This is a genomic window from Corynebacterium sp. HMSC063A05 (assembly GCF_001809695.1).
GTDB lineage: Bacteria > Actinomycetota > Actinomycetes > Mycobacteriales > Mycobacteriaceae > Corynebacterium > Corynebacterium amycolatum.
This window is the reverse complement of the sequence record NZ_KV798496.1, coordinates 56,661-76,692: the sequence shown is the minus strand read 5'-3', so window position 1 is coordinate 76,692 and position 20,032 is coordinate 56,661. Positions and strand designations below refer to the sequence as shown.

The window sequence follows — 20,032 nt, the reverse complement described above, 5'->3', positions numbered from 1 at the left end:
GTGCGATAAAGGTTGTCAAAAAAAGGGTTGCGTAATCGAACGGGAGTGCTAAAATAGGGGTAGCAAGAACATGAAGTGTTTGAGCATGTTTTCTCGGTGTTGGGGCTTTTGGGGGAACAATGTCTAATCAAATTAGTCCAGCCAACCGACCGTCCGATGTGTACGAAGCGGCTTTGCTGCCTGAAGCGCCGCAGTTTTTCCATGAGGCATCCACTAATCCGTTGGCCGTAGCGGGGATTCAACGCAATCGCCTAGAGCTGGATATTTCTTTGAGCTGTGCGCCTCAGTCGCTTGAAATAGATGTGGATGCCTACATTGCTGAGATTGCACCTGAGCTGGGGATTGCCCGCGGTAAAGCGTTGGAGTATGTGGAGGTCGGCATCCAGCTAGCCCTCATGCCTCGCCTGGGTGCTTTCGTCAAGGCTCGTGCTCACTTGCCTTTTCGGCATCTGCTCACCATCGCCCGCGCAACGGCGCCGCTGCAAAACCCAGAGGTGCGCGAGGTCGTAGAGGAAGAGATTGCGCGCTTTGTTATTCCTCGCAGACAAGGTGAAGTTCTCCGAGGAATTCGTAGTCTGCACAAGTTCTTGCAACAGGTAATCGAGCAAATTGAACCCCAGCTGCGTCCGAAAAATCTTCCGGGGGACGTTGACCCGCTACTTCCCGCCGGTGAGCGCGAGATAGTGGGGGAGAGCATCGGTTTTGAAGAAGGCGACAACTTCGCGGAAGTTTTCATGGAGCTGGAAAAGACCCGCGCTCTCGAATTCAAGACCACTCTCCAAGCTATCTCAACCTCGGCGGGCTGTACCCGTGTCGAAGCTCTAACGCATCTCATCCGTGGCACCGCGGAGGCGAAGGTCGTTCTCAACCTGTACTGTCCCGCCACCGAGGAACGCCCGCGCACGGCTTGGCTTGGTGGTGTGGGGTGGATTTCGCAGTTGGCAACGCAGGCGTGGATTGACAAGGTTACGCATATCCGCTTGCTTGCCGACGAATCTGCGGAGGGCTACACCCCAACCGAAAGTCAGCGGGCGTACATCCAAGGCCGTGACGGGACATGCCGCTTCCCCGGCTGCGATGTCCCAGCGGAATTCTGCGACATTGACCATATCGAGCCCTACAACAAGGAAAACCCAGCCGAGGGTGGGGCAACAGAAACTCCTAACCTCCACTGCCTCTGTCGCCGACACCACAACATGAAAACAGCTGGGCTGTGGAATGTTGCACGTGATCGAGATGGAGTGGAACTGTGGACGTCGTCAAGCACGGGCAAAAAGACGGTGAGCATGGAAGATGGGCCGCTCGCCGGACATGGGCGCTACACCTTTGACAAGCGCGGTCTGCGGATGACGCAGGCACTGGAAGAATATAACCAGTACCGCCAAGAGCTGATTGAGCAATCACAGAAATTGGTCGAGGAAGCACGCAAGGGCGAAGACACTGACTCGCCCGACACTGACTCGCCCGACACTGATTCACCCGACACCGAAGACCCGCCGAACATGGATGAATTTGGTTTCTGACCAGGGGGTGTGTAATAATCCCCAAGTTGTCTTTATAGGCAGCTTTACCTGTTTCGGGCATGAACCGGCCGAGCGTCCCTCTGTGGGAAAGCGCCGCCAGGGTCCTCTGTCTATGCAAAAAGTAAAGGAATAAGTTTCCATGAACATTCTTGACAAGGTTGATGCAGCATACCTGCGCGACGACATTCCGGAGTTCCGCGCTGGTGACACCGTCGAGGTCGACGTAAAGATTGTTGAAGGTAAGACCGAGCGTATTCAGGTCTTCAAGGGCGTCGTTATCCGTCGCCAGGGCGGCGGCATCCGTGAGACCTTCACCGTCCGCAAGATGTCCTTCGGTATCGGCGTTGAGCGTACCTTCCCGGTGCACTCCCCGAATATCGATGAGATTCGCGTTGTCTTCAAGGGCGACGTTCGCCGTGCGAAGCTGTACTACCTGCGCAACCTGCGCGGTAAGGCTGCACGCATCAAGGAGCGCCGCTAGTCTTTTGGCGCAAAATAATCCCCATCGAGTGTTGAGCTCGGTGGGGATTTTTCTATCGCGTATAGTCTTTTTCCATGACCGACGACGATTCGCGCGAACAGGCTGACGGCCAAAAAGAAGACCGTACTGATGGCTTGAAAGGCTTCCGGAAACTTGGCGAGGAGCCTGAAAAGCACACTCCGTGGTACATCGAGATTCCAATCATTATCGTGATTGCCCTGCTCATCAGTGCCGGTGTGCAGTCCTTTATCGGCCGCGTCTACGTGATCCCATCTGAGTCGATGCAGCCGACGCTCAACGGTTGTGCGGGGTGCACTGGTGACCGCATTTGGGTGGATAAGGTTTCCTACCAGTTCTCAGATCCCAAGCCCGGCGATGTTGTTGTCTTTAATGGCCCGGAGTCCTGGAATAGTAACTACGTGTCACAGCGTTCAACTAACCTGGTGGCGAACTCGCTGCAGACGGTTGGGTCCTGGATTGGCCTTGTTGCACCGGATGAAAATGCGTTGGTCAAGCGTGTGATTGCCACGGGTGGTCAGACTGTGCAGTGCCGCCCAGGAGATCCCGGCATCATGGTAGACGGCAAGATGACAGACCAGGATTTCATTAAAACTCCGGCAGACAAGCCGGTGGTGGATAATCTTGGCTCAGAGCAGTGTGGTGGCCCGTACTTCGGGCCGATAACAGTGCCGGAGGGGCATCTGTGGGTCATGGGCGACAACCGCACCAACTCTGCGGACTCTCGCTATCACATGGGTGACGAGCTGCAGGGTACTGTGCCGCTGGATAACGTCGTCGGCAAGGTGCAGGCAATCATTCTGCCGTTTAACCGAATCGGTGGCGTCGATGATCCGGACATCCAGCACAACTAAATCCAGCACAACTAGCCTGCCCAGTCTGCTGGCGCTGCCGGCGCCGAAACTACGGAGGTTGAAGCAGGCGCGCACGATGGAAGTCGCGCTGGCAAAGCGCGGCTTTGGACCTGTAGCTGGGGTCGACGAAGCTGGCCGCGGCGCCTGTGCAGGCCCGATAGTTATCGCCGCCTGCTGCCTTCCCGAACGCCCTATCGCAGAACTGGATAAGCTCACCGATTCTAAAAAGCTCACGCCGGCCGCACGCGAACGGCTCTTTCCGCTCATCCAACGCTTCGCCACCGCTTTTTGCGTGACGACGATCCCCGCGTCCTACATCGACCAATTCGGCATCCAGGACGCGAATGTCACTGGAATGCGCCGCGCGGTAGCCGGGTTGGGGCAGCGTCCTGGCTACGTGCTTACCGACGCACTCAAGGTGTCCGGCTTCACGGCACCCTATTTGCCCGTGATTGGCGGTGATTCCGCTTGCCGATGTATTGCTGCTGCGAGTGTCTTAGCCAAAGTCACCCGCGACCGCATTATGGTTGACCTATCGGAGAAGTATCCGGACTATGGTCTGGCGGGGCATAAGGGCTACGGCACGGCATCGCATATGGAAGCGATTTCGCGCCATGGCGCGACCCCGGAACATCGGTGGTCATACCGCAATGTGCGCTTGGCGCACGCGGAGTATCTTGAGCACCCCGAATAGACCAACATGTACAAAAAGAGCAACATGTAAACACTCGAAGGAGCCGTCGCGGTCGTGAGCGCAGAAGATCTAGAAAACTACGAGGCCGACGTTGAACTATCTCTGTACAAGGAGTTCCGCGATGTCGTTAGTCAGTTTTCCTACGTTGTTGAGACGGAGCGTAGGTTCTACCTTGCCAACGCTGTGGAGCTAATCCCGCACAACAGCGAAAACGAGGTCTACTTCGAGCTGCGGATGTCGGACGCCTGGGTGTGGGATGTCCACCGCCCGGCACGATTTGTCCGCTACGTGCGCGTCATCACTTTCAAGGACGTCAATATCGAGGAACTGGATAAGCCTGACCTACGACTGCCGTAGCTTTTATAGCTTCTCATCTCTTGGTATAGCTAGCTGCTAACAGTTATCCACAGTCGAAAAATTATCCACAGTTAGGGCCTTCCGAGCATCTATCGGAAGGCCTTTGTCATGCCCGCTGTGCAAGAGTGTTTCCGAACCGCCAAGGCGGCAAAAGTCTAGGCAGCAAATAGCCAAAGAAGAATTCAATGGGGAACCAGGGGGACCGGGGCTATGACACAGGACTTCGAAGAACTGACTACAAGACAGCTCGGCGAGTTCGGGGAGGATTTCGTCGCTGAGATGTTGGAGGATCAGGGGTGGGAAGTTATTGCTCGGAATGAACGCGTCGGGCGCTATGAGCTCGATCTTATTGCTGAAGACGTCGACGGCCGGCTGCATTTTGTGGAAGTAAAAACGCGGCGCAGTTCGCGAAGTAGTCAGTTTGGGGACGGCAGAGAGGCAATCACAGCAGCCAAGATTCGTCATTTGCGCAAAGCAGCGGCACGGTGGCTGTCAGAAAGCTCCACCTACTGGTTAGATGCCGTAATTATCGACTGCGCAGAAGTCACCGTATCCAGCCCTTCATCCAGTCCTCCGGTCGTAGCGGTTACGTACATTCCCGCAATCTGCGACGGAATCATGTGGGACTGCTAGATGACTGTCGGTACAGCCCTTGCGGTCAGCCTCAGTGGCATTGAGGGAACAATTGTGCAGGTCGAAGCTGACGTTGGGCGTGGCTTGCCAGGAATGTATATCGGTGGGCTCGGCGATGCCGCCGTCGGAGAAGCCAAGCATCGCGTGCGCACGGCAGTTGCCAACTCACAACTGCTCTGGCCGAAGACAAAAGTCGTTGTGAGTTTGTCGCCGGCGCATATCCGCAAGCACGGCACCAGCTTTGATCTCGCCATCGTCTGCGCCATCCTTATCGCAACCAACGATGACATGGAGGCACGCGGTCGCCTCCGTCAGACGGTTCTCATTGGCGAACTCGGGCTCGACGGTTCCATTCGGCCGGTGCTAGGGGTGCTACCGCAGGTCCTTGCCGCCCGCGAAGCTGGAGCCCGTTGGGTTATCGTCCCCGCCGCCAACGCCGCCGAAGCCGCGCTTGTCGACGGCATCGCAGTCTGTACCGCAGCTGACCTCACACAGCTATGGGGTTGGGTGCTCACCGGATCGGGTTTGAGGACCGCGCTTAACGACGACCCCAGCGAACAAACCTTTTCGGTAGACCTAGCCGATGTCGATGGTCAATCTGAAGCGCGCTTCGCTCTCGAGGTAGCCGCAGCAGGTGGGCACAATCTGTTCATGCAGGGTTCTCCGGGAACTGGCAAGTCCATGCTTGCTGAGCGTTTGCCCACAATTCTGCCACCATTGCAGAAGTGGCAGCAGCTGGAGGTTACCGCGCTGCATTCGGTGGCCGGAGCGCTCGATAATAGGGACACGCTTGTCCAGCATCCGCCTTTTGTGGCTCCACATCACAGCGCCACTGTGGCAGCGCTAGTCGGAGGTGGTGCCGTGCCCAAGCCCGGCGCGCTTAGCCTTGCCCACCATGGGGTGCTCTTTTTGGATGAAATTACTCTCATGCGCCCGGCAGTATTGGATGCGTTGCGGATGCCGCTGGAAAACGGGGTGGTCGTCCACCTGCGTACGCACCATCGAATGACCTTTCCGGCTAGAGCGCAGCTAGTCATGGCGACTAATCCATGTCGGTGTGGGGCGGCATATGCCAGCGAATGCACCTGTTCTAGTGCTGAGCGAGCCAAACACGGTCGTGCATTATCGGGGCCGCTTCGCGATCGCATGGATCTCAACGTGACGCTGAGTCCTGCCGGGGCCAATCTGGGCATCAGAAACAAAGCAGACAATGAGCCCTCGGCGGCCGTTCGTGAGCGGGTACAGGCCGCACGTGACCGTGCCTGCCGCCGATGGCAGGGCTTGGGTCTTGCCGACGAAGTGGCCGTCACCAACGCGAGCGTGCCACGTTCGCTTCTCCGTCGTCACGCGGGCCTGGACGAGGAGGCGATGGCGCTATTGGACTTCCAACTGAGAAAAGGAGAGATTACCCAGCGGGGAGTGGACAAAGTAATCGCAGTGGCGTGGACACTTGCAGATCTCGAGGGGATAGACGCGTTTACCTTCGAGCACGTGCAACGTGCCTGCAAGCTGCACGACCGCGAGGGCGGCTAATACAACCGAACCATTATCAAGGGGGAGAAAATGGACGAAATTCACGCGTGGGCCTATCTGAATCGTGTGGTAGAGGCGACGCATCCGCAGATTGTGCGACTCGTGACGGAGTTTGGGCCGGTAGAGGTAGCGGAGAGGATCAAGGTTCGCGCCGGGCTGCCGGAAGGTCTACTCAATACGACGCAGGCACGAGCCGAGGTTGACCAGAGTGGCCACGATCTAGAGCTGGCGGCAGCGATGGGTTGGCGCCTTATTTATCCGCGACACCCAGAGTGGCCGGGGGAGCTGCTGTCCTGCTTTACGACGCTCGAAGTCCGTGACCGCGCCGATGCGCCACCACTTGCGCTGTGGGTTCGTGGCCGTGACTTGCGGGAGATGCTCAGTGAAGCGGTGGCGATTGTCGGAACGCGGATGGCCAGCAGCTACGGGACACAAGTGGCGGCCCAATTCGCGGGGCAGTTCGCGAATGCGGGAGTTAGTGTCATCAGTGGTGGTGCGTTGGGGATTGATGCCGCGGCGCATCGTGCTGCGCTCGACGCTGGCGGCACTACGGTTGTGGTCGGAGCGGGTGGTGTAGGGGTTGACTATCCGCGGGCGCATGCAGAACTCTTCGACCGGATTGCAGAGCGGGGTGCGCTGGTCACGGAGTATCCACCGGGAGTGCGACCTGCGCGACATCGGTTCTTGACTAGGAATCGGCTGGTAGCGGCCCTATCACGAGCAACCACAATCGTCGAGGCGGGCTGGCGTTCAGGGGCGCGCAACACAGCGAACTGGGCAGTGAGGCTAAACAAGCCCTTGGGAGCAGTGCCGGGACCGGTGACGCTGCAAACAACCTCTGGCTGTCATGACCTAATCCGCAGTGGCGAGGCTGTACTGGTGTGTAGTGCCGACAATGTGCGGTCGCTGTATCGGTCAGTTGGCACAGTGAATGAGGATGCTCAGCTCGAATTGTTGTGGGAAAAGTCGGCGGTGCAGAAGCTTTCTCGAAACGAGCTCGCTGTCTACGACTCCCTGAATTCTGCGGAGCCAACACCAGTGGGAAAAGTCGCGGCACAGGCGGGATTAGCCATAGCGCTTACGACACATTTGTTGTTAGAGCTGCAGGGACAGGGGCTGACCAATCGAGTGGAGGGTGGGTGGTTGCGCCAGGAACAGAGGCGTTAGTGAAGTATTAGTAAAACCTTCTGCAAAGAATCTCGAAAAAATCTTGAATTAGGTATTGCAATTCTCTGTACACTCAGTAATATAGGCAAGGCAAGCCTAAGTAACTGTTACGGAAACGGGCTTGTGACATGGGTGAGGCAATAGGGCAGTGGCTCTGGCGAAAGTCGGAGTCACTGCCTTTTTCGCTGTCTGGTGAGGCCTTGCGGCGTGCATCGACTAAGGTCAGAACCGTGAAGCGCGCAACCGATAAAGACGACACGGCTGATCCGGATTTCGGGCTATCCGCCAATATTGAGGCCGTACTCATGGATTTTCTCGATGAGCTGACTTATTCCCGCAGGCTCTCCGGTGCAACCGTCCGCGCCTATCGAGCCGATCTCATCCCCCTCCTCGCCGGCCTGAACCACATCAGTGAACTCTCCACCCCGGTCATCCGTGCGCACCTCGGCGCGAAGCATGCGGAGGGGGCTGCGCGGTCATCGCTGGCTCGCTTAACGACGTCTATTCGGCAGTTCTGTAGTTGGCTTGTAGCTCGGAAACTTCTCGATGCTGATCCGTCGCTGCGGCTGTCAACACCGAAGAAGCATCAGCATCTCCCGGAAGTGCTCTCGCCGGAGAAGGTTGAGGCAGCAATCGAGAAAGTCTCTTCTGAGGACAGTGCAGTAGCGGCACGCGACTTGGCCATCGTGGAATTGTTGTATGCCACTGGGATGCGTGTAGAGGAGCTGTGCAAGGCCGACGTCTCTGATGTGGACTTCTCCCGCCACATCATCTCGGTAGTGGGTAAGGGTAACAAGCAGCGCATCGTGCCCTTTGGGATGCCAGCGGAGGCGGTGCTCAAAGGCTGGCTCCAGGTGCGTGGAAACTTTCATGCTTCCGCACAGGCTGAACATGCGCTTTTTCTCGGTGTGCGTGGAGGTAGGTTGAATCCGCGGCAGGCGCGCCGAGTTATTCATAAATGGGCTGATGTTTCACCGCATGCGCTTCGGCACTCTGCGGCCACGGCCATGGTGGAAGGTGGCGCTGACTTGCGTGTGGTGCAGGAGATGCTCGGCCATTCGAGTCTGGCGACCACACAGATTTATACCCACGTCTCAGCGGACCGCCTCCGTGAAGTACATAAGCGGGCACATCCGCGCGCTTAACTGCGCACGGACTTGAGCACGATTGGCCTCCGCTGTATCAAATCCAGCGGATTGAGATAGTCCTTGCCGCGCAGCGCACCCCAATGCAGGCCCGGTTCGGGATGATTGGCGCTGACCACAAGATGGCCAATCACCTGGCCTGCGGCCACGCGGTCTCCCTTTTCTAGTGCGGTATCTATGGGCTGATAGGTTGTGCGGATGCCATCGGCGTGCATGATCGACACGGAAGTCATTCCGGCAATAGAACCGGCGAAATGCACCACACCGGGCGCTGAGGCGCGGATTGGCTGGCCCGGGGAGGCGTTCAGGTCAACTCCGCGGTGTCCAGGCTGCCAGCGTTTTTCCGGTGGGGCGTAGTCGCGTAGAACTTTGCCGTGGACAGGGAAGGTATGTGCAATAGTGGATATTGGTTCGCCGGTAGCTGCAGGTGGGCTTGGGGGTGTTGTTAGCGCGACAGCGAGCACGAATAGCGCTAATGTGCGCATTAGCGAGCGCCTGAAACTCTGCTTGGTCGTCATGCGCGATAGTGTGGCGGACGCTGCACTCGTCGACAAGCGGCAGTGCATTGCAAACGGTTCTAGCTGTGGATGACTTTTTGCCCTGTGGATAGTAGGGTGTGTCAGATATTGCGACCTGCGCGATGTATCAGATAAGATTACGCTCGCGGTGTCTGCCTTAATGGGCGGTCATTAGCACAAAGACTACGCGCGCGACCCATTCCGGCTGGTTCACGGGTGCTCGGCAGGATATCTGTCGGGTGTGAGGCAGCGGGGGAGCGCTAGGGCACAGGGAAAGCCTGTGCGTGAACTGTAACCACCTATATCGGATAAGAAAGGAAGGGAAGCAGCCGCAGCCCTAGTCAGGCTGGACGTGAGAATCTTCCCTGAATATGACATGGCTGTTGTATCCATGCGAGAACTGCTCGATGCAGGTGTCCACTTCGGTCACCAGACCCGTCGTTGGAACCCGAAGATGAAGCGTTTCATCTTCACCGAGCGCAATGGTATCTACATCATCGACCTGCAGCAGACCCTGACCTACATCGACGAGGCTTTCGAGTTCGTCAAGGAGACTGTCGCTCACGGTGGCAACATCCTGTTCGTCGGTACCAAGAAGCAGGCTCAGGAAGCCGTTCAGAACGAGGCGGAGCGCGTTGACATGCCGTACGTCAACCACCGCTGGCTCGGCGGTATGTTGACCAACTTCGCCACCGTTTCCAAGCGCCTGGCTCGCCTGAAGGAGCTTCAGGCAATGGACGCTGCTGAAAACGGCTACGAGGGTCGCGGCAAGAAGGAAATCCTGATGCTGACCCGTGAGCGCACCAAGCTGGAGCGCACCCTGGGTGGCATTCGCGACATGTCCAAGGTTCCGTCCGCACTGTGGATTGTTGACACCAACAAGGAGCACATCGCTGTCTCCGAGGCTAAGAAGCTGGGCATTCCGGTTGTTGCCATCCTGGACACCAACTGCGACCCGGATGACGTTGATTTCCCGATCCCGGGCAACGACGACGCAATCCGCGCTGCTTCCGTGCTGACCCGCATCATCTCCACCGCTGTTGAAGAGGGCCGCAAGGCTCGCGCTGAGCGCGAGGCCAACGCTGCTCGCGAAGCAGCAGGCGACGCTCCGATTGAGTCCGCCGCTGAGAACACCGACCAGGCTGCAGAGATGGACGCCGAGGGCTCCGCTGCAACTGAGACGGCATCCGCTGAGTAAAGCTGAACTTTCTAACCACCACAAGTTCTAACCACCACAAGGAGGAACGCCCAGCATGGCGAATTTCACTGCTGCTGACGTCAAGAAGCTCCGTGAGCTGACCGGCTCCGGCATGAAGGCTTGTAAGGACGCACTCGTCGAGACCGACGGCGATTTCGACAAGGCTGTCGAGATCCTGCGCATTAAGGGCGCAAAGGACGTCGGCAAGCGTGCAGAGCGCACCGCTGCCGAGGGCCTGATTGCTGTTTCTGGTAGCACCATGGTCGAGGTCAACTCCGAGACCGACTTCGTTGCCAAGAACCAGGAGTTCATCGACTTCGCCAACAAGGTCGCCGACGCTGCCGCAGCAGTCAAGGCAAACTCCCCGGAAGAGCTCGCAGCAGCTGACCTCGACGGTCAGACCGCAGCTGAGGCTACCCAGGAGCTCTCCGCAAAGATCGGTGAGAAGCTGGAGCTGCGTCGCGCTGCTACTCTCGAGGGCGACAACATCGCTGTCTACCTGCACCGCCGTGCAGCAGACCTGCCGGCAGCTGTCGGTGTTCTGGTTGCTTACACCGGTGAGGGAGAGGGCGCTGCAGAGACTGCTCACGCAGCAGCTATGCAGGTTGCCGCTCTGAAGGCTCAGTACCTGTCCCGCGAGGATGTCCCGGCTGACCGCGTCGAGGCAGAGCGCGCTGTCTACGAGAAGATTACTCGCGAAGAGGGCAAGCCGGAGCAGGCTATCGCCAAGATCGTCGAGGGCCGTCTGAACGGCTTCTACAAGGACGTTGTTCTGCTGGAGCAGCCTTCCGTCGCTGACAGCAAGAAGACCGTTAAGCAGCTCATGGAAGAGGCTGGCGTTACCCTGACCGGTTTCGTCCGCTTCGAGGTTGGTCAGCACTAATTCGCTGTAATTTGTGCTCTAACCTCTAGCTGCTAGCTAGTGTGAATGCCCCATCCGATTGCTTCGGGTGGGGCATTTTGCTGCCATGTTGCAGACAATGCGGAGCGTCAAGTGTGCCTTGCTGTCGTGACCGGGTAGACTCGTCTGCGACTTTTTAAACGGTGTGAGAAAGGTGCATGGTCATGGCAGAATCTGTCGAGCGCAATGGCTTCAAACGTGTGATGCTCAAGCTGGGTGGTGAAATGTTCGGTGGCGGCAAGGTTGGCGTTGACCCGGACGTGGTGCAAAACGTTGCCCGACAGATTGCGGAAGTTTCCCGAAAGGGCGTCGAGGTCTGTGTCGTCATCGGCGGAGGTAACTTCTTCCGTGGCGCACAGCTTCAGCAGCGCGGCATGGACCGCGCACGCTCTGACTACATGGGCATGCTGGGCACGGTCATGAACTGCCTGGCTCTGCAGGACTTCCTCGAGCAGGAGGGCGTGGACTGCCGCGTTCAAACTGCAATCAATATGGCACAGGTCTCGGAGCCGTACCTGCCGTTGCGTGCTAAGCGCCACCTGGAGAAGGGCCGCGTGGTCATCTTTGGTGCAGGTATGGGTATGCCGTACTTCTCCACCGACACCACCGCCGCCCAGCGCGCCCTGGAGATCGGCTGCGAGGTGCTGCTGATGGCCAAGGCCGTTGACGGTGTCTACTCGGCCGACCCACGTGAGGTGCCGGACGCAGAGCTGTTCGACGACATCACCCACCGTGAGGTTCTGGAACGCGACCTGCGCGTTGCGGATGCCACCGCTTTCTCCCTGTGCATGGACAACAACATGCCGATTCTCGTGTTTAATCTGCTTACCGACGGAAACATTGCGCGCGCGGTAGCCGGTGAGCAAATCGGTACTCTCGTCCACAGCTGATAAATTTGTTCGTAATACGTTCTTTCCACAGAGCGCTCTAGAACTATCTAGAACCCGCGTAGAAACCCGAGGTTAAAAACACAATGATTGATGAAGTCCTGCTTGACTGTGAAGAAAAGTACGGTAGCTCCGTAGAACACTGCCGCGAGGAGCTGACCCACATTCGCACTGGCCGTGCGAACCCGGCGATGTTCAACGGCGTTATTGCGGAGTACTACGGTGTTCCGACTCCGATTACCCAGATGGCTACCATTTCGGTTCCAGAGCCGCGCATGCTGCTGATTAAGCCGTATGAGCTGAGCGTCATGGGCGACATCGAAAACGCGATTCGCAACTCCGACCTGGGTGTGAACCCGACTAATGATGGCCAGGTCCTGCGCGTAACTATCCCGCAGCTGACCGAGGAGCGCCGTCGTGAGATGGTTAAAGTTGCCCGCTCGAAGGGCGAAGACGCCAAGATCGCGATTCGCAATGTCCGTCGTAAGGGCATGGAAACTCTGAAGAAGATTCAGAAGGACGGCGATGCTGGCGAGGATGAGGTGCAGGCAGGCGAAAAGGAGCTGGACCAGGTCACCAAGAACTACGTCGAGCAGGTGGACTCCTTGGTTGAACGCAAGGAAGCGGAACTGATGGAGGTTTAGGCCTTCATATTCAACCGGGAGAGGGGATTTGAGGCGCCAATGCCAACGTCGAAGCCAGCGTCCAATAAGGAACGTGTTCTAGACGAACTACGGCTTATTAAGCCACGCAACTCAGCAGGCCGGAACCTGTCGGTTGCAATCACGGTGGGCGTAGCACTTGGTGCAGTCGTCATCATCAGCTTGTTGCTGGGGTCGCTCGCATGGACCGTTCTGGTCGCCGGGGCGGTTGGTCTCGCAACCTGGGAGGTCTGCGAGCGGCTCCGTGAGTCCGATTGGCAGGTCCCTCGCCCGGTTCTGATTCTCGGCGGACAGCTGATGGTGTGGTTGTCCGCCTACTGGGGGATTGACGGTTTGGTGATGGGCCTGGCCGCGACCCTGATGCTCTTGCTGGTCGTCCGCCTGTTCTTACACGGGATGGCCGAAGCACCACGGAACTGGCTGCGAGATGTCGCAGTCGGAGTTTTCGTGGTGATGTGGATTCCGTTCTTTGCCGCGCTAGCTGTGCAGCTGGTACGCATGGACAATCCCTGGGGGGTTGATCCGCGTCTGGTCATTGTGACCTTCATGATTGGCGTTATTTCAAATGACGTCGGAGGCTATGCCGCTGGTGTAATGTTCGGAAAGCATCCGATGGCCCCAAAGGTAAGCCCTAAAAAATCCTGGGAAGGGTTCGGCGGCTCTCTTGTACTCGCCACCATTACTGGAGCGCTCTGTGCGATCTTTATGTTGCACGCGCCGTGGTGGCAGGGCATTGTGCTGGGCATCGCCCTGGTTATCTCGGCTACGCTTGGTGACCTGATGGAGTCCCAGTTCAAACGAGATCTGGGGATTAAAGATATGTCCTCGATTTTGCCGGGCCACGGCGGTCTGATGGACCGCCTGGATGGCATGCTGCCATCAGCCGCGATGACGTGGCTGATATTGCAGCTATTCAGCCTAGTTTAATTTGGCTGGTTCAATCGGCCTTTAGTTGCCGCCCTTACGAATCTGGCGGCGCAGATCAAACATTCGCCAGCCACCGATGAGTGCGGTGATGAGGGCGCCGAGGATGGCAGCGAACAGCATTCCGACGCCGACTGGGAAGTTCCAGGTCCAGCCGAACAGGTTTAGTGCGGTCTCCTGCTGATTCTGCAGAATGAACACCAGCAGTACGATCAGCAAAACTGCACTGATGACCAGGCCAACCCACATCGAGCCCGCGGTAGTCTTTTTCACCTTGCGCCGGCCAGGGGCGGGCGCTGGCTCCGGTGCGGAGTCCTTCTCTGTCGGTGCGTCAACGACTGGCTCTGGAAGGTTGTCCTGCTCAGGTGCAGGAGCCACGGAATCATTTGGGGAGTGCGACGGAGCATCATCGAAAAGCGGACTGTCGTTATTCGGCTGATTAGCGTTAGTCATACCTATCATTCAACACGTTTTGGCAGGTATGTACCACTTATAAAGGTCCACTTAGTTGCGGCTGCCGAGTCACTCATTAGGCCAAAACCGTCATTACATGCGAAAATGGGTGCTATCATGGCATCTTCACTTCCAATCGTTCTTAAAGCTCCACGTCGCGGCATGCCCGCGACCCATTTTGCGGACCTCGATGTTGAGGAACGGAAAGCTGCGGTCAAGGAACTGGGCCTGCCGGCCTTCCGTGCCGATCAGATTGCCCGGCACTATTACGGTCGGCTCGAGGCTGACCCTATGACGATGACTGATCTGCCGGAAGCAGATCGTCAAAAGGTCAAGGACAGTCTCTTCCCACCTCTGTTGACTCCCGTTCGCCACATCACCTGTGACGACGGCGAGACCCGTAAGACTCTGTGGCGTGCAGGTGACGGTACGCTGCTGGAATCCGTGCTGATGAAGTATCCGGGGCGTGCGACCCTCTGTATCTCCTCACAGGCCGGTTGCGGTATGGCATGCCCATTCTGTGCGACGGGTCAAGGCGGTCTGCAGCGTAATCTTTCCACCGCGGAGATTGTCGACCAGGTTCGTGAGGCCGCTGCTACTATGGCAGCTGAGGGCGGTCGTCTGACCAACATCGTATTTATGGGCATGGGCGAGCCGCTCGCGAACTACAATCGCGTTCTCGCCGCGGTCCATCGCATCACGCGGCCGTCGCCGCAGGGATTCGGCATCTCGATGCGCAATGTCACTGTTTCTACGGTCGGTTTCGCGCCGAACATCCGACGGCTTGCCGACGAGGACCTGTCAGTGACCCTCGCGGTGTCTCTGCACACTCCGGACGATGAGCTTCGCGATGAGCTGGTACCGATTAACAATCGCTTTACAGTGGCGGAGGTACTTGATGCAGCTCGCTACTACGCAGACAAGACTGGCCGTCGCGTATCTATTGAGTACGCTTTGATTCGCGATATTAATGACCAGGACTGGCGTGCAGACCTGTTGGGCAAGAAGCTTCACAACGCTCTGGGCTCACGTGTCCACGTCAACCTCATTCCGCTTAACCCAACTCCGGGTTCGAAGTGGGATGCCTCCCCGAAGAAGCAGCAGGAGGAATTCGTCCGTCGCGTGCAGGCGCAGGGGGTGCCGTGCACGGTCCGCGATACCCGTGGCAACGAGATTGCGGCAGCGTGTGGTCAGCTGGCGGCTGAAGAGGTTTAGTCGCTGAATAGCAAAAGATCCGCACCGAATTCGGTGCGGATCTTTTTGTGCGCTGTCGCTATAGAGCTGTCGCTATAGAGCTGTCGCTATAGAGCTGTTAGGCCAGACTTACTGCAAAAGTGGCTAACTCTACTGGTTCTGTCCTTCCGGCAGGCGGTTCCAGGAGCGCAGCTGGGAGTCGGTCAGGTTAGCGTAGACACCAGTGCCGTTAACCTGGTCACGTGCCCACTCCGGCTCAATGTGGCCTTCCGGCTTGTTGTGACCGGTAACGGTGCGGACCTGGGAACCCTGCGGGGCGAACAGCTGCAGCAGCAGCCCAATGGCAATAAGAGCAGCAATGGCGACCAGCCACCAGTTCTCGACGTTGCCCTTGTGGTTACCGATGGTCATGCCCAGCAGGAAGATCACAGAAATCCAGCCGGCCTTCTGCATAGCGCTCTTGCTAATGCCGTGCCAGCCCCACTTCGCCGACGGCTCGTCGAGGGTGCTGACGCCGCGGTAAATCTCTTCCTTTGGCTCGTGGTTGCTCACTTGAAAGTCCTCCTGTTAACACTTTCGGCGAATTGCACTCTATATGCACTTCAGTCTATCTGCGATTTTGCTGAAAGCGACTGAGCGCATTTTCAGACAATCTTGAGTATCGGGTGTAAGGATACCTTAGAACTTGCTGAAATTGGGACTTCGCCCGGCTGGAAACTCTCCGGCGGTGTTCTGGTTTGCCCAAAGTGGGGGTAGGGTGAGCACTCGTGACATTTCTTCTTGGAGTTTTACTCTTCGCAATCGGCATCGCGGTGACAATCGCCCTTCACGAATGGGGCCATCTCACCGCAGCTCGACTGTGTGGAATGCAAGTGCGTCGGTACTTCATTGGCTTCGGCCCAACGCTGTTTTCCTTCAAGCGGCATCACGCTGCGGCAGGAGGGCATGACACCGAGTATGGAGTAAAGGCAGTTCCGTTTGGCGGATTCTGCGACATCGCAGGTATGACCGCTATGGAGCCAATCGATCCTGCCGAAGAGCCCTACGCTATGTACAAGAAGCCGTGGTGGCAGCGCATTATCGTGATGCTCGGTGGGGTGGCGATGAACCTCATCGTGGGATTCATCATTCTTTACTTCATCGCAGTGACGTGGGGTTTGCCCAACATGGGTAAGGAAATGGCCCCGCGCATTCAGGCGGTACAGTGCGTCTCGCCGGCACAGCGGGCCGACGGCACTCTGGAACCCTGCACTGGTTCCGGTCCTGCAGAGCGCGCAGGGCTACGTGCCGGAGATGTGATTGAGAAGATCAATGGCACCAAGATTACGTCCTACCCCGAGGCTGTGTCTCTTATCGGCAGCTCTGCAGGTGGCGACATCAAAATGACCATCGACCGCAATGGCAGCACCCAGACGGTCACGGTCACCCCGGAAGTCGTCAAACGCAAGACTAACGACGGCCAGGACATCGACCAGCCAGCGATTGGTATCGCCTTCCAGCGACCAGAGACTATCCTCCACGAGTACAACGCAGTGACCGCCATCGGCGGTGCGGCCAGCTTCACAGGCAGTCTTTTTGGGGCGGTTTGGAACGGGCTGCTCTCCATCCCGGAGAAGGTTCCCGGTGTGGTTGCGTCCATCTTCGGTGCTCAGCGTGACCCGGCCAGCCCAATGAGCGTCGTCGGTGCTTCGCGTGCCGGCGGTGAATTGGTGGAGATGAACCAGTGGCCTTCATTTTTCCTATTGCTGGCCAACCTCAATTACTTCCTGGCCGTGTTCAACCTCGTGCCGTTGCCGCCACTCGACGGTGGCCACATCGCCGTTGTTATTTATGAACGCATTCGGGACGTGATTCGCAAGGCATTCGGTAAGCCATCGCTTGGGCCTGCCGATTACACCAAACTCATGCCAATTACTATGGCCTTTACCGCGGTTTTGCTGGTCTTCGGCGTTCTGGTCATGGCCGCTGACGTGGTCAATCCAATTGTGCTGAACCGCTGATAGCAGGTTGCGGCGTGCCAGCATCGTCGTAAAGCAAAGCGGTGCTAACGTCAGCCCACATGGAACAAACTTCGCGCCGCAAGCCCCTGCTTCGCAGTATCTCGGCTGTGGCAATTACGGGTCTGGTGTTGTCATCCGCCGCGTGTACGCCGCGGCCTGACACCGGGCGCGAGGTGCTAGAGGAATTCCTGGGGGCGCTGGCGGGAGGGGACATTGCTAAGGCTGCGGCACTGACTGATCACCCGGACTCCGCTGAAGGAGATCTGAAGGCGGCCACTGCCGGACTCCAGCCGGAGGGGCTTGAGTATGAGATTGCGGGTATCGATTCCAGCTCGAACCAGTCCTCGGCGGAAGTCGCCATGAATTGGCAGCTACCGCATCAGCGACGCTGGGGATATGACACCACTTTCACATTGACCAAGACTGAGACTGGGCAACGGGATTGGGCATTGCGCTGGTCGCCAGCATCCCTGCATCCACAGCTGGGGCGTAACCAACACCCAGAATTGCGCACTATCGCAGCTCCACGTCCGTCTGTGGTTGGCTCGGACGGTGCGGCCTTGCTCGAGCCAGGGACTGTGCACCGGGTAATTCTCCATCGTGATGGGGCGGAGAATGTGCAGTCGTCGATTAATCGGGCGGCGACGGTCATCAATAATGAAATGCCGGAAGACGGTCCGAAGCTTGACGCACGCGCTGTGGGGGAGCAGGCGAGCGGCGGAAAGGGTAATTTTTCGCTGATCGTGTTGCCGGCATCCACGCCACAGCGTGTCAAAGATGATCTCGCTGACATTGATGGAATTTCGGTTAACGATGAAGCCGCTATGGTGCGACCCGACCCGGGGTTCGCGCCCGATTTGATGAGTCGCGTGGAAAGACTAGTGGACACCGGTGATCACGGTGCCGATGGCTGGAATATCGTGGCGGCCAACGAGGGCGGAGCCGTCGTCGACACCCTCTATGAGGTGTCTCCGGATGTAGCGCCGGCGGTGCAGGCATCAATTAGTAAAAAGGTGCAGGACGCAGCGCAAAAGGCCGTCGATACTCGGCAAGATGCTAAGGCAATGCTGGTGGCTGTGCAGCCGTCGACCGGCAAGATTCTGGCGGTAGCCCAGACGGCGGAAGCAGATAAGGACGGCGACCTTGCGCTGATGGGACAGTTCCCGCCGGGATCGACGTACAAGATTGTCACTGCCGCCGCAGGTGTGCAGCACGAGGGGCTAAATGCGGGATCGACTGTGCCGTGCCCAGGTTCGATGGAGATCGGGCCGCGTATTGTCACCAACTACAACGGAAGTGGCGTCGGGAATACCTCGCTGAGCGATGCGTTCGCGCGGTCTTGTAACACCACGTTTGGCAACATCTCTCACAAGTTGGAGCCAGGGCAGTTCAAGGAGGAGTCCAAGAACTTCGGCATCGGCATCAACTATCACATCGCGGGCCTCGACACTATTACCGGCAGCGTGTCTGATGGCAGTGATGAAGTCGAGCGTATCGATGCGGGCTATGGGCAGGGCAATGACTTGGCCAGCCCGTTTGGCATGGCGCTGGTTTCCGCGACGGTGGCGGCCGGACGCACTCCGACACCGTCACTCGTGCCAAGCGCGGGAACCTGGCAGTCGCAGGTATCAAAGCCACTGCCGCCTGAGGTTTTGAATGAGGTTCGCACACTCATGCGGGCGGTGGTCACCTCTGGTACTGGTTCGGCCATTGCCGGTCGAGGTGAAGTCTATGCAAAGACCGGTGAGGCCGAGTACGCTGGCGGCTCCCACGCTTGGTTTACTGGCTACCGCGATGATTTGGCCTTTGCCACGCTTATCGTTGGCGGTGGTGGTTCGGAGCATGCCGTGGCGATTACCGATGCCTTCTTCGCCAATATCGATGAAGGTTCGGGGGACGAGGGCTAGAGCATTTCTGGCTTTGAAACCGGCACAGGCCGAAAGGCTAATCCGGGGGTAGGGGTAGAGTATGTTCCATGACTCAGCGTTCTCCACTTACTCAGCAAAAATCCACTCCAATTCGTACCGTTCCGGCACATATTGAACGGCCGGAGTACGCCTGGAAGGACGAGGTTCAGGAAGGCGTCGGCGAGCCGCTGGTACAGACTCCGGAAGATATTGAAAATATGCGAGAGGTCTCTCGCATTGCTGCCAACGCGTTGGTGGAGGCCGGCAAGGCCGTAGCTCCGGGCGTGACCACGGATGAGATTGACCGGGTGGTGCACGAGTACCTGTTGGATCACGACACCTACCCGTCCACGCTGGGGTACCGCGGTTTTGAGAAGTCGTGCTGCGTGTCTCTCAATGAGATTGTCTGCCACGGTATTCCGGATACTCAGGTTATTGAAGACGGCGATATCGTCAATGTCGACGTCACCGGATACAAGCACGGCGTCCACGGCGACACCAACGCGACTTTCCTCGCGGGCAATGTCTCGGAGGAGCACAGCCAGCTGGTGGAGCGCACTTACAATGCCACCATGCGCGGCATTAAGGTTATCAAGCCGGGCCGTGAGATTAATGTCATCGGCCGCGTGATTGAGTCCTACGCTAAGCGTTTTGGATACAACACTGTTCGGGACTTCACCGGTCACGGTGTCGGGACCACGTTCCATAATGGTTTGATTGTGTTGCACTACGATGAGCCGAGCCAGGATACCATTTTCGAGCCGGGCATGACCTTGACTGTCGAGCCGATGATTAACCTCGGTGAGCTGCCTTACCACATCTGGGATAACGGCTGGACTGTGCAGAATGATGACTTCAAGTTCACCGCTCAGTTCGAGCACACGGTGCTGGTGACCTCCGACGGCTATGAAATCCTCACCCTGCCGGATGAGCAGAACGTGCCAGGCCAGTTCCAGACTGGTTGGAAGCCCGAGGCCTAAGCA

Annotated in this window: 21 protein-coding genes; 18 read left to right on the top strand and 3 right to left on the bottom strand. The window is 57.8% G+C overall.

Annotated features, from left to right (window positions below):
- The first annotated feature begins 119 nt into the window (after nucleotides 1–119).
- The 9 genes from HMPREF2651_RS02110 (at nucleotide 120) to HMPREF2651_RS02070 (ending at nucleotide 8,405) form a co-directional block, all read left to right on the top strand.
- On the top strand, nucleotides 120–1,523 hold the full coding sequence (locus tag HMPREF2651_RS02110) for an HNH endonuclease signature motif containing protein (protein WP_049181482.1): 1,404 nt from the start codon (nucleotides 120–122) through the stop codon (nucleotides 1,521–1,523).
- A 139-nt stretch (nucleotides 1,524–1,662) separates the two neighbouring features.
- On the top strand, nucleotides 1,663–2,004 hold the full coding sequence (rplS, locus tag HMPREF2651_RS02105; RefSeq protein WP_038628660.1) for a 50S ribosomal protein L19: 342 nt from the start codon (nucleotides 1,663–1,665) through the stop codon (nucleotides 2,002–2,004).
- A 74-nt stretch (nucleotides 2,005–2,078) separates the two neighbouring features.
- A complete protein-coding gene (lepB, locus tag HMPREF2651_RS02100; RefSeq protein WP_038628662.1) occupies nucleotides 2,079–2,876 on the top strand; it encodes a signal peptidase I in 798 nt (265 codons plus the stop codon).
- The gene (locus tag HMPREF2651_RS02095) at nucleotides 2,851–3,570 is read left to right on the top strand and encodes a ribonuclease HII (protein WP_080972877.1); all 720 of its coding nucleotides are present in this window, start codon (nucleotides 2,851–2,853) and stop codon (nucleotides 3,568–3,570) included. Before lepB ends, HMPREF2651_RS02095 begins: the two co-directional genes overlap by 26 nt.
- Nucleotides 3,571–3,624: 54 nt before the next feature.
- Complete coding sequence (locus tag HMPREF2651_RS02090; protein ID WP_005509529.1) at nucleotides 3,625–3,927, top strand: DUF2469 domain-containing protein; 303 nt, start codon at nucleotides 3,625–3,627, stop codon at nucleotides 3,925–3,927.
- A gap of 210 nt (nucleotides 3,928–4,137) precedes the next feature.
- Complete coding sequence (locus HMPREF2651_RS02085) at nucleotides 4,138–4,560, top strand: YraN family protein (protein WP_053088413.1); 423 nt, start codon at nucleotides 4,138–4,140, stop codon at nucleotides 4,558–4,560.
- A complete protein-coding gene (locus tag HMPREF2651_RS02080; protein ID WP_038628667.1) occupies nucleotides 4,561–6,093 on the top strand; it encodes a YifB family Mg chelatase-like AAA ATPase in 1,533 nt (510 codons plus the stop codon).
- A 30-nt stretch (nucleotides 6,094–6,123) separates the two neighbouring features.
- Nucleotides 6,124–7,260, top strand: a complete 1,137-nt coding sequence (dprA, locus tag HMPREF2651_RS02075) for a DNA-processing protein DprA (protein ID WP_038628669.1) — start codon at nucleotides 6,124–6,126, stop codon at nucleotides 7,258–7,260.
- A gap of 230 nt (nucleotides 7,261–7,490) precedes the next feature.
- A complete protein-coding gene (locus HMPREF2651_RS02070; RefSeq protein WP_038629556.1) occupies nucleotides 7,491–8,405 on the top strand; it encodes a tyrosine recombinase XerC in 915 nt (304 codons plus the stop codon).
- Here HMPREF2651_RS02070 and HMPREF2651_RS02065 read toward each other — a convergent pair.
- Nucleotides 8,402–8,923 (bottom strand): murein hydrolase activator EnvC family protein, encoded by a 522-nt coding sequence (locus HMPREF2651_RS02065; protein WP_038629559.1) that lies wholly within the window; start codon nucleotides 8,921–8,923, stop codon nucleotides 8,402–8,404. The genes HMPREF2651_RS02070 and HMPREF2651_RS02065 overlap by 4 nt on opposite strands.
- 376 nt (nucleotides 8,924–9,299) lie before the next feature.
- On the opposite strand from HMPREF2651_RS02065, the gene rpsB reads away from it, so the two are divergent.
- The 5 genes from rpsB to HMPREF2651_RS02040 all read left to right on the top strand — a co-directional run bounded on the left by rpsB (nucleotide 9,300) and on the right by HMPREF2651_RS02040 (nucleotide 13,498).
- Nucleotides 9,300–10,121, top strand: a complete 822-nt coding sequence (rpsB, locus tag HMPREF2651_RS02060) for a 30S ribosomal protein S2 (protein WP_038628671.1) — start codon at nucleotides 9,300–9,302, stop codon at nucleotides 10,119–10,121.
- A 55-nt stretch (nucleotides 10,122–10,176) separates the two neighbouring features.
- Nucleotides 10,177–11,004: a translation elongation factor Ts gene (gene tsf, locus HMPREF2651_RS02055; protein WP_038628673.1), complete on the top strand. Its 828-nt coding sequence runs from the start codon at nucleotides 10,177–10,179 to the stop codon at nucleotides 11,002–11,004.
- Between the two features lie 182 nt (nucleotides 11,005–11,186).
- Entirely contained in the window at nucleotides 11,187–11,912 is a 726-nt protein-coding gene (gene pyrH, locus HMPREF2651_RS02050; protein ID WP_005509726.1) for a UMP kinase, read from the top strand.
- 83 nt (nucleotides 11,913–11,995) lie between these two features.
- Nucleotides 11,996–12,553 (top strand): ribosome recycling factor, encoded by a 558-nt coding sequence (gene frr / locus HMPREF2651_RS02045; RefSeq protein ID WP_038628675.1) that lies wholly within the window; start codon nucleotides 11,996–11,998, stop codon nucleotides 12,551–12,553.
- A gap of 39 nt (nucleotides 12,554–12,592) precedes the next feature.
- Nucleotides 12,593–13,498: a phosphatidate cytidylyltransferase gene (locus tag HMPREF2651_RS02040; RefSeq protein ID WP_038628677.1), complete on the top strand. Its 906-nt coding sequence runs from the start codon at nucleotides 12,593–12,595 to the stop codon at nucleotides 13,496–13,498.
- A 21-nt stretch (nucleotides 13,499–13,519) separates the two neighbouring features.
- Here the strand turns inward: HMPREF2651_RS02040 and HMPREF2651_RS02035 are convergent, their stop codons facing one another.
- The gene (locus HMPREF2651_RS02035) at nucleotides 13,520–13,948 is read right to left on the bottom strand and encodes a lipopolysaccharide assembly protein LapA domain-containing protein (RefSeq protein ID WP_038628679.1); all 429 of its coding nucleotides are present in this window, start codon (nucleotides 13,946–13,948) and stop codon (nucleotides 13,520–13,522) included.
- A gap of 117 nt (nucleotides 13,949–14,065) precedes the next feature.
- Here HMPREF2651_RS02035 and rlmN point away from each other — a divergent pair, with 117 nt between their 5' ends.
- Entirely contained in the window at nucleotides 14,066–15,163 is a 1,098-nt protein-coding gene (gene rlmN / locus HMPREF2651_RS02030; RefSeq protein ID WP_038628681.1) for a dual-specificity RNA methyltransferase RlmN, read from the top strand.
- Nucleotides 15,164–15,292: 129 nt separating this feature from the next.
- On the opposite strand, the gene HMPREF2651_RS02025 is transcribed toward rlmN, so the two are convergent.
- Nucleotides 15,293–15,694, bottom strand: a complete 402-nt coding sequence (locus tag HMPREF2651_RS02025) for a DUF2631 domain-containing protein (protein WP_038628682.1) — start codon at nucleotides 15,692–15,694, stop codon at nucleotides 15,293–15,295.
- A 215-nt stretch (nucleotides 15,695–15,909) separates the two neighbouring features.
- Here HMPREF2651_RS02025 and HMPREF2651_RS02020 point away from each other — a divergent pair, with 215 nt between their 5' ends.
- The 3 genes from HMPREF2651_RS02020 to map all read left to right on the top strand — a co-directional run bounded on the left by HMPREF2651_RS02020 (nucleotide 15,910) and on the right by map (nucleotide 20,029).
- A complete protein-coding gene (locus HMPREF2651_RS02020) occupies nucleotides 15,910–17,142 on the top strand; it encodes a M50 family metallopeptidase (RefSeq protein WP_049181467.1) in 1,233 nt (410 codons plus the stop codon).
- Nucleotides 17,143–17,201: 59 nt separating this feature from the next.
- A complete protein-coding gene (locus HMPREF2651_RS02015; protein WP_049181465.1) occupies nucleotides 17,202–19,049 on the top strand; it encodes a penicillin-binding transpeptidase domain-containing protein in 1,848 nt (615 codons plus the stop codon).
- Nucleotides 19,050–19,117: 68 nt separating this feature from the next.
- Nucleotides 19,118–20,029 (top strand): type I methionyl aminopeptidase, encoded by a 912-nt coding sequence (gene map, locus HMPREF2651_RS02010; RefSeq protein WP_049181464.1) that lies wholly within the window; start codon nucleotides 19,118–19,120, stop codon nucleotides 20,027–20,029.
- The last annotated feature ends 3 nt before the right edge of the window (nucleotides 20,030–20,032 follow it).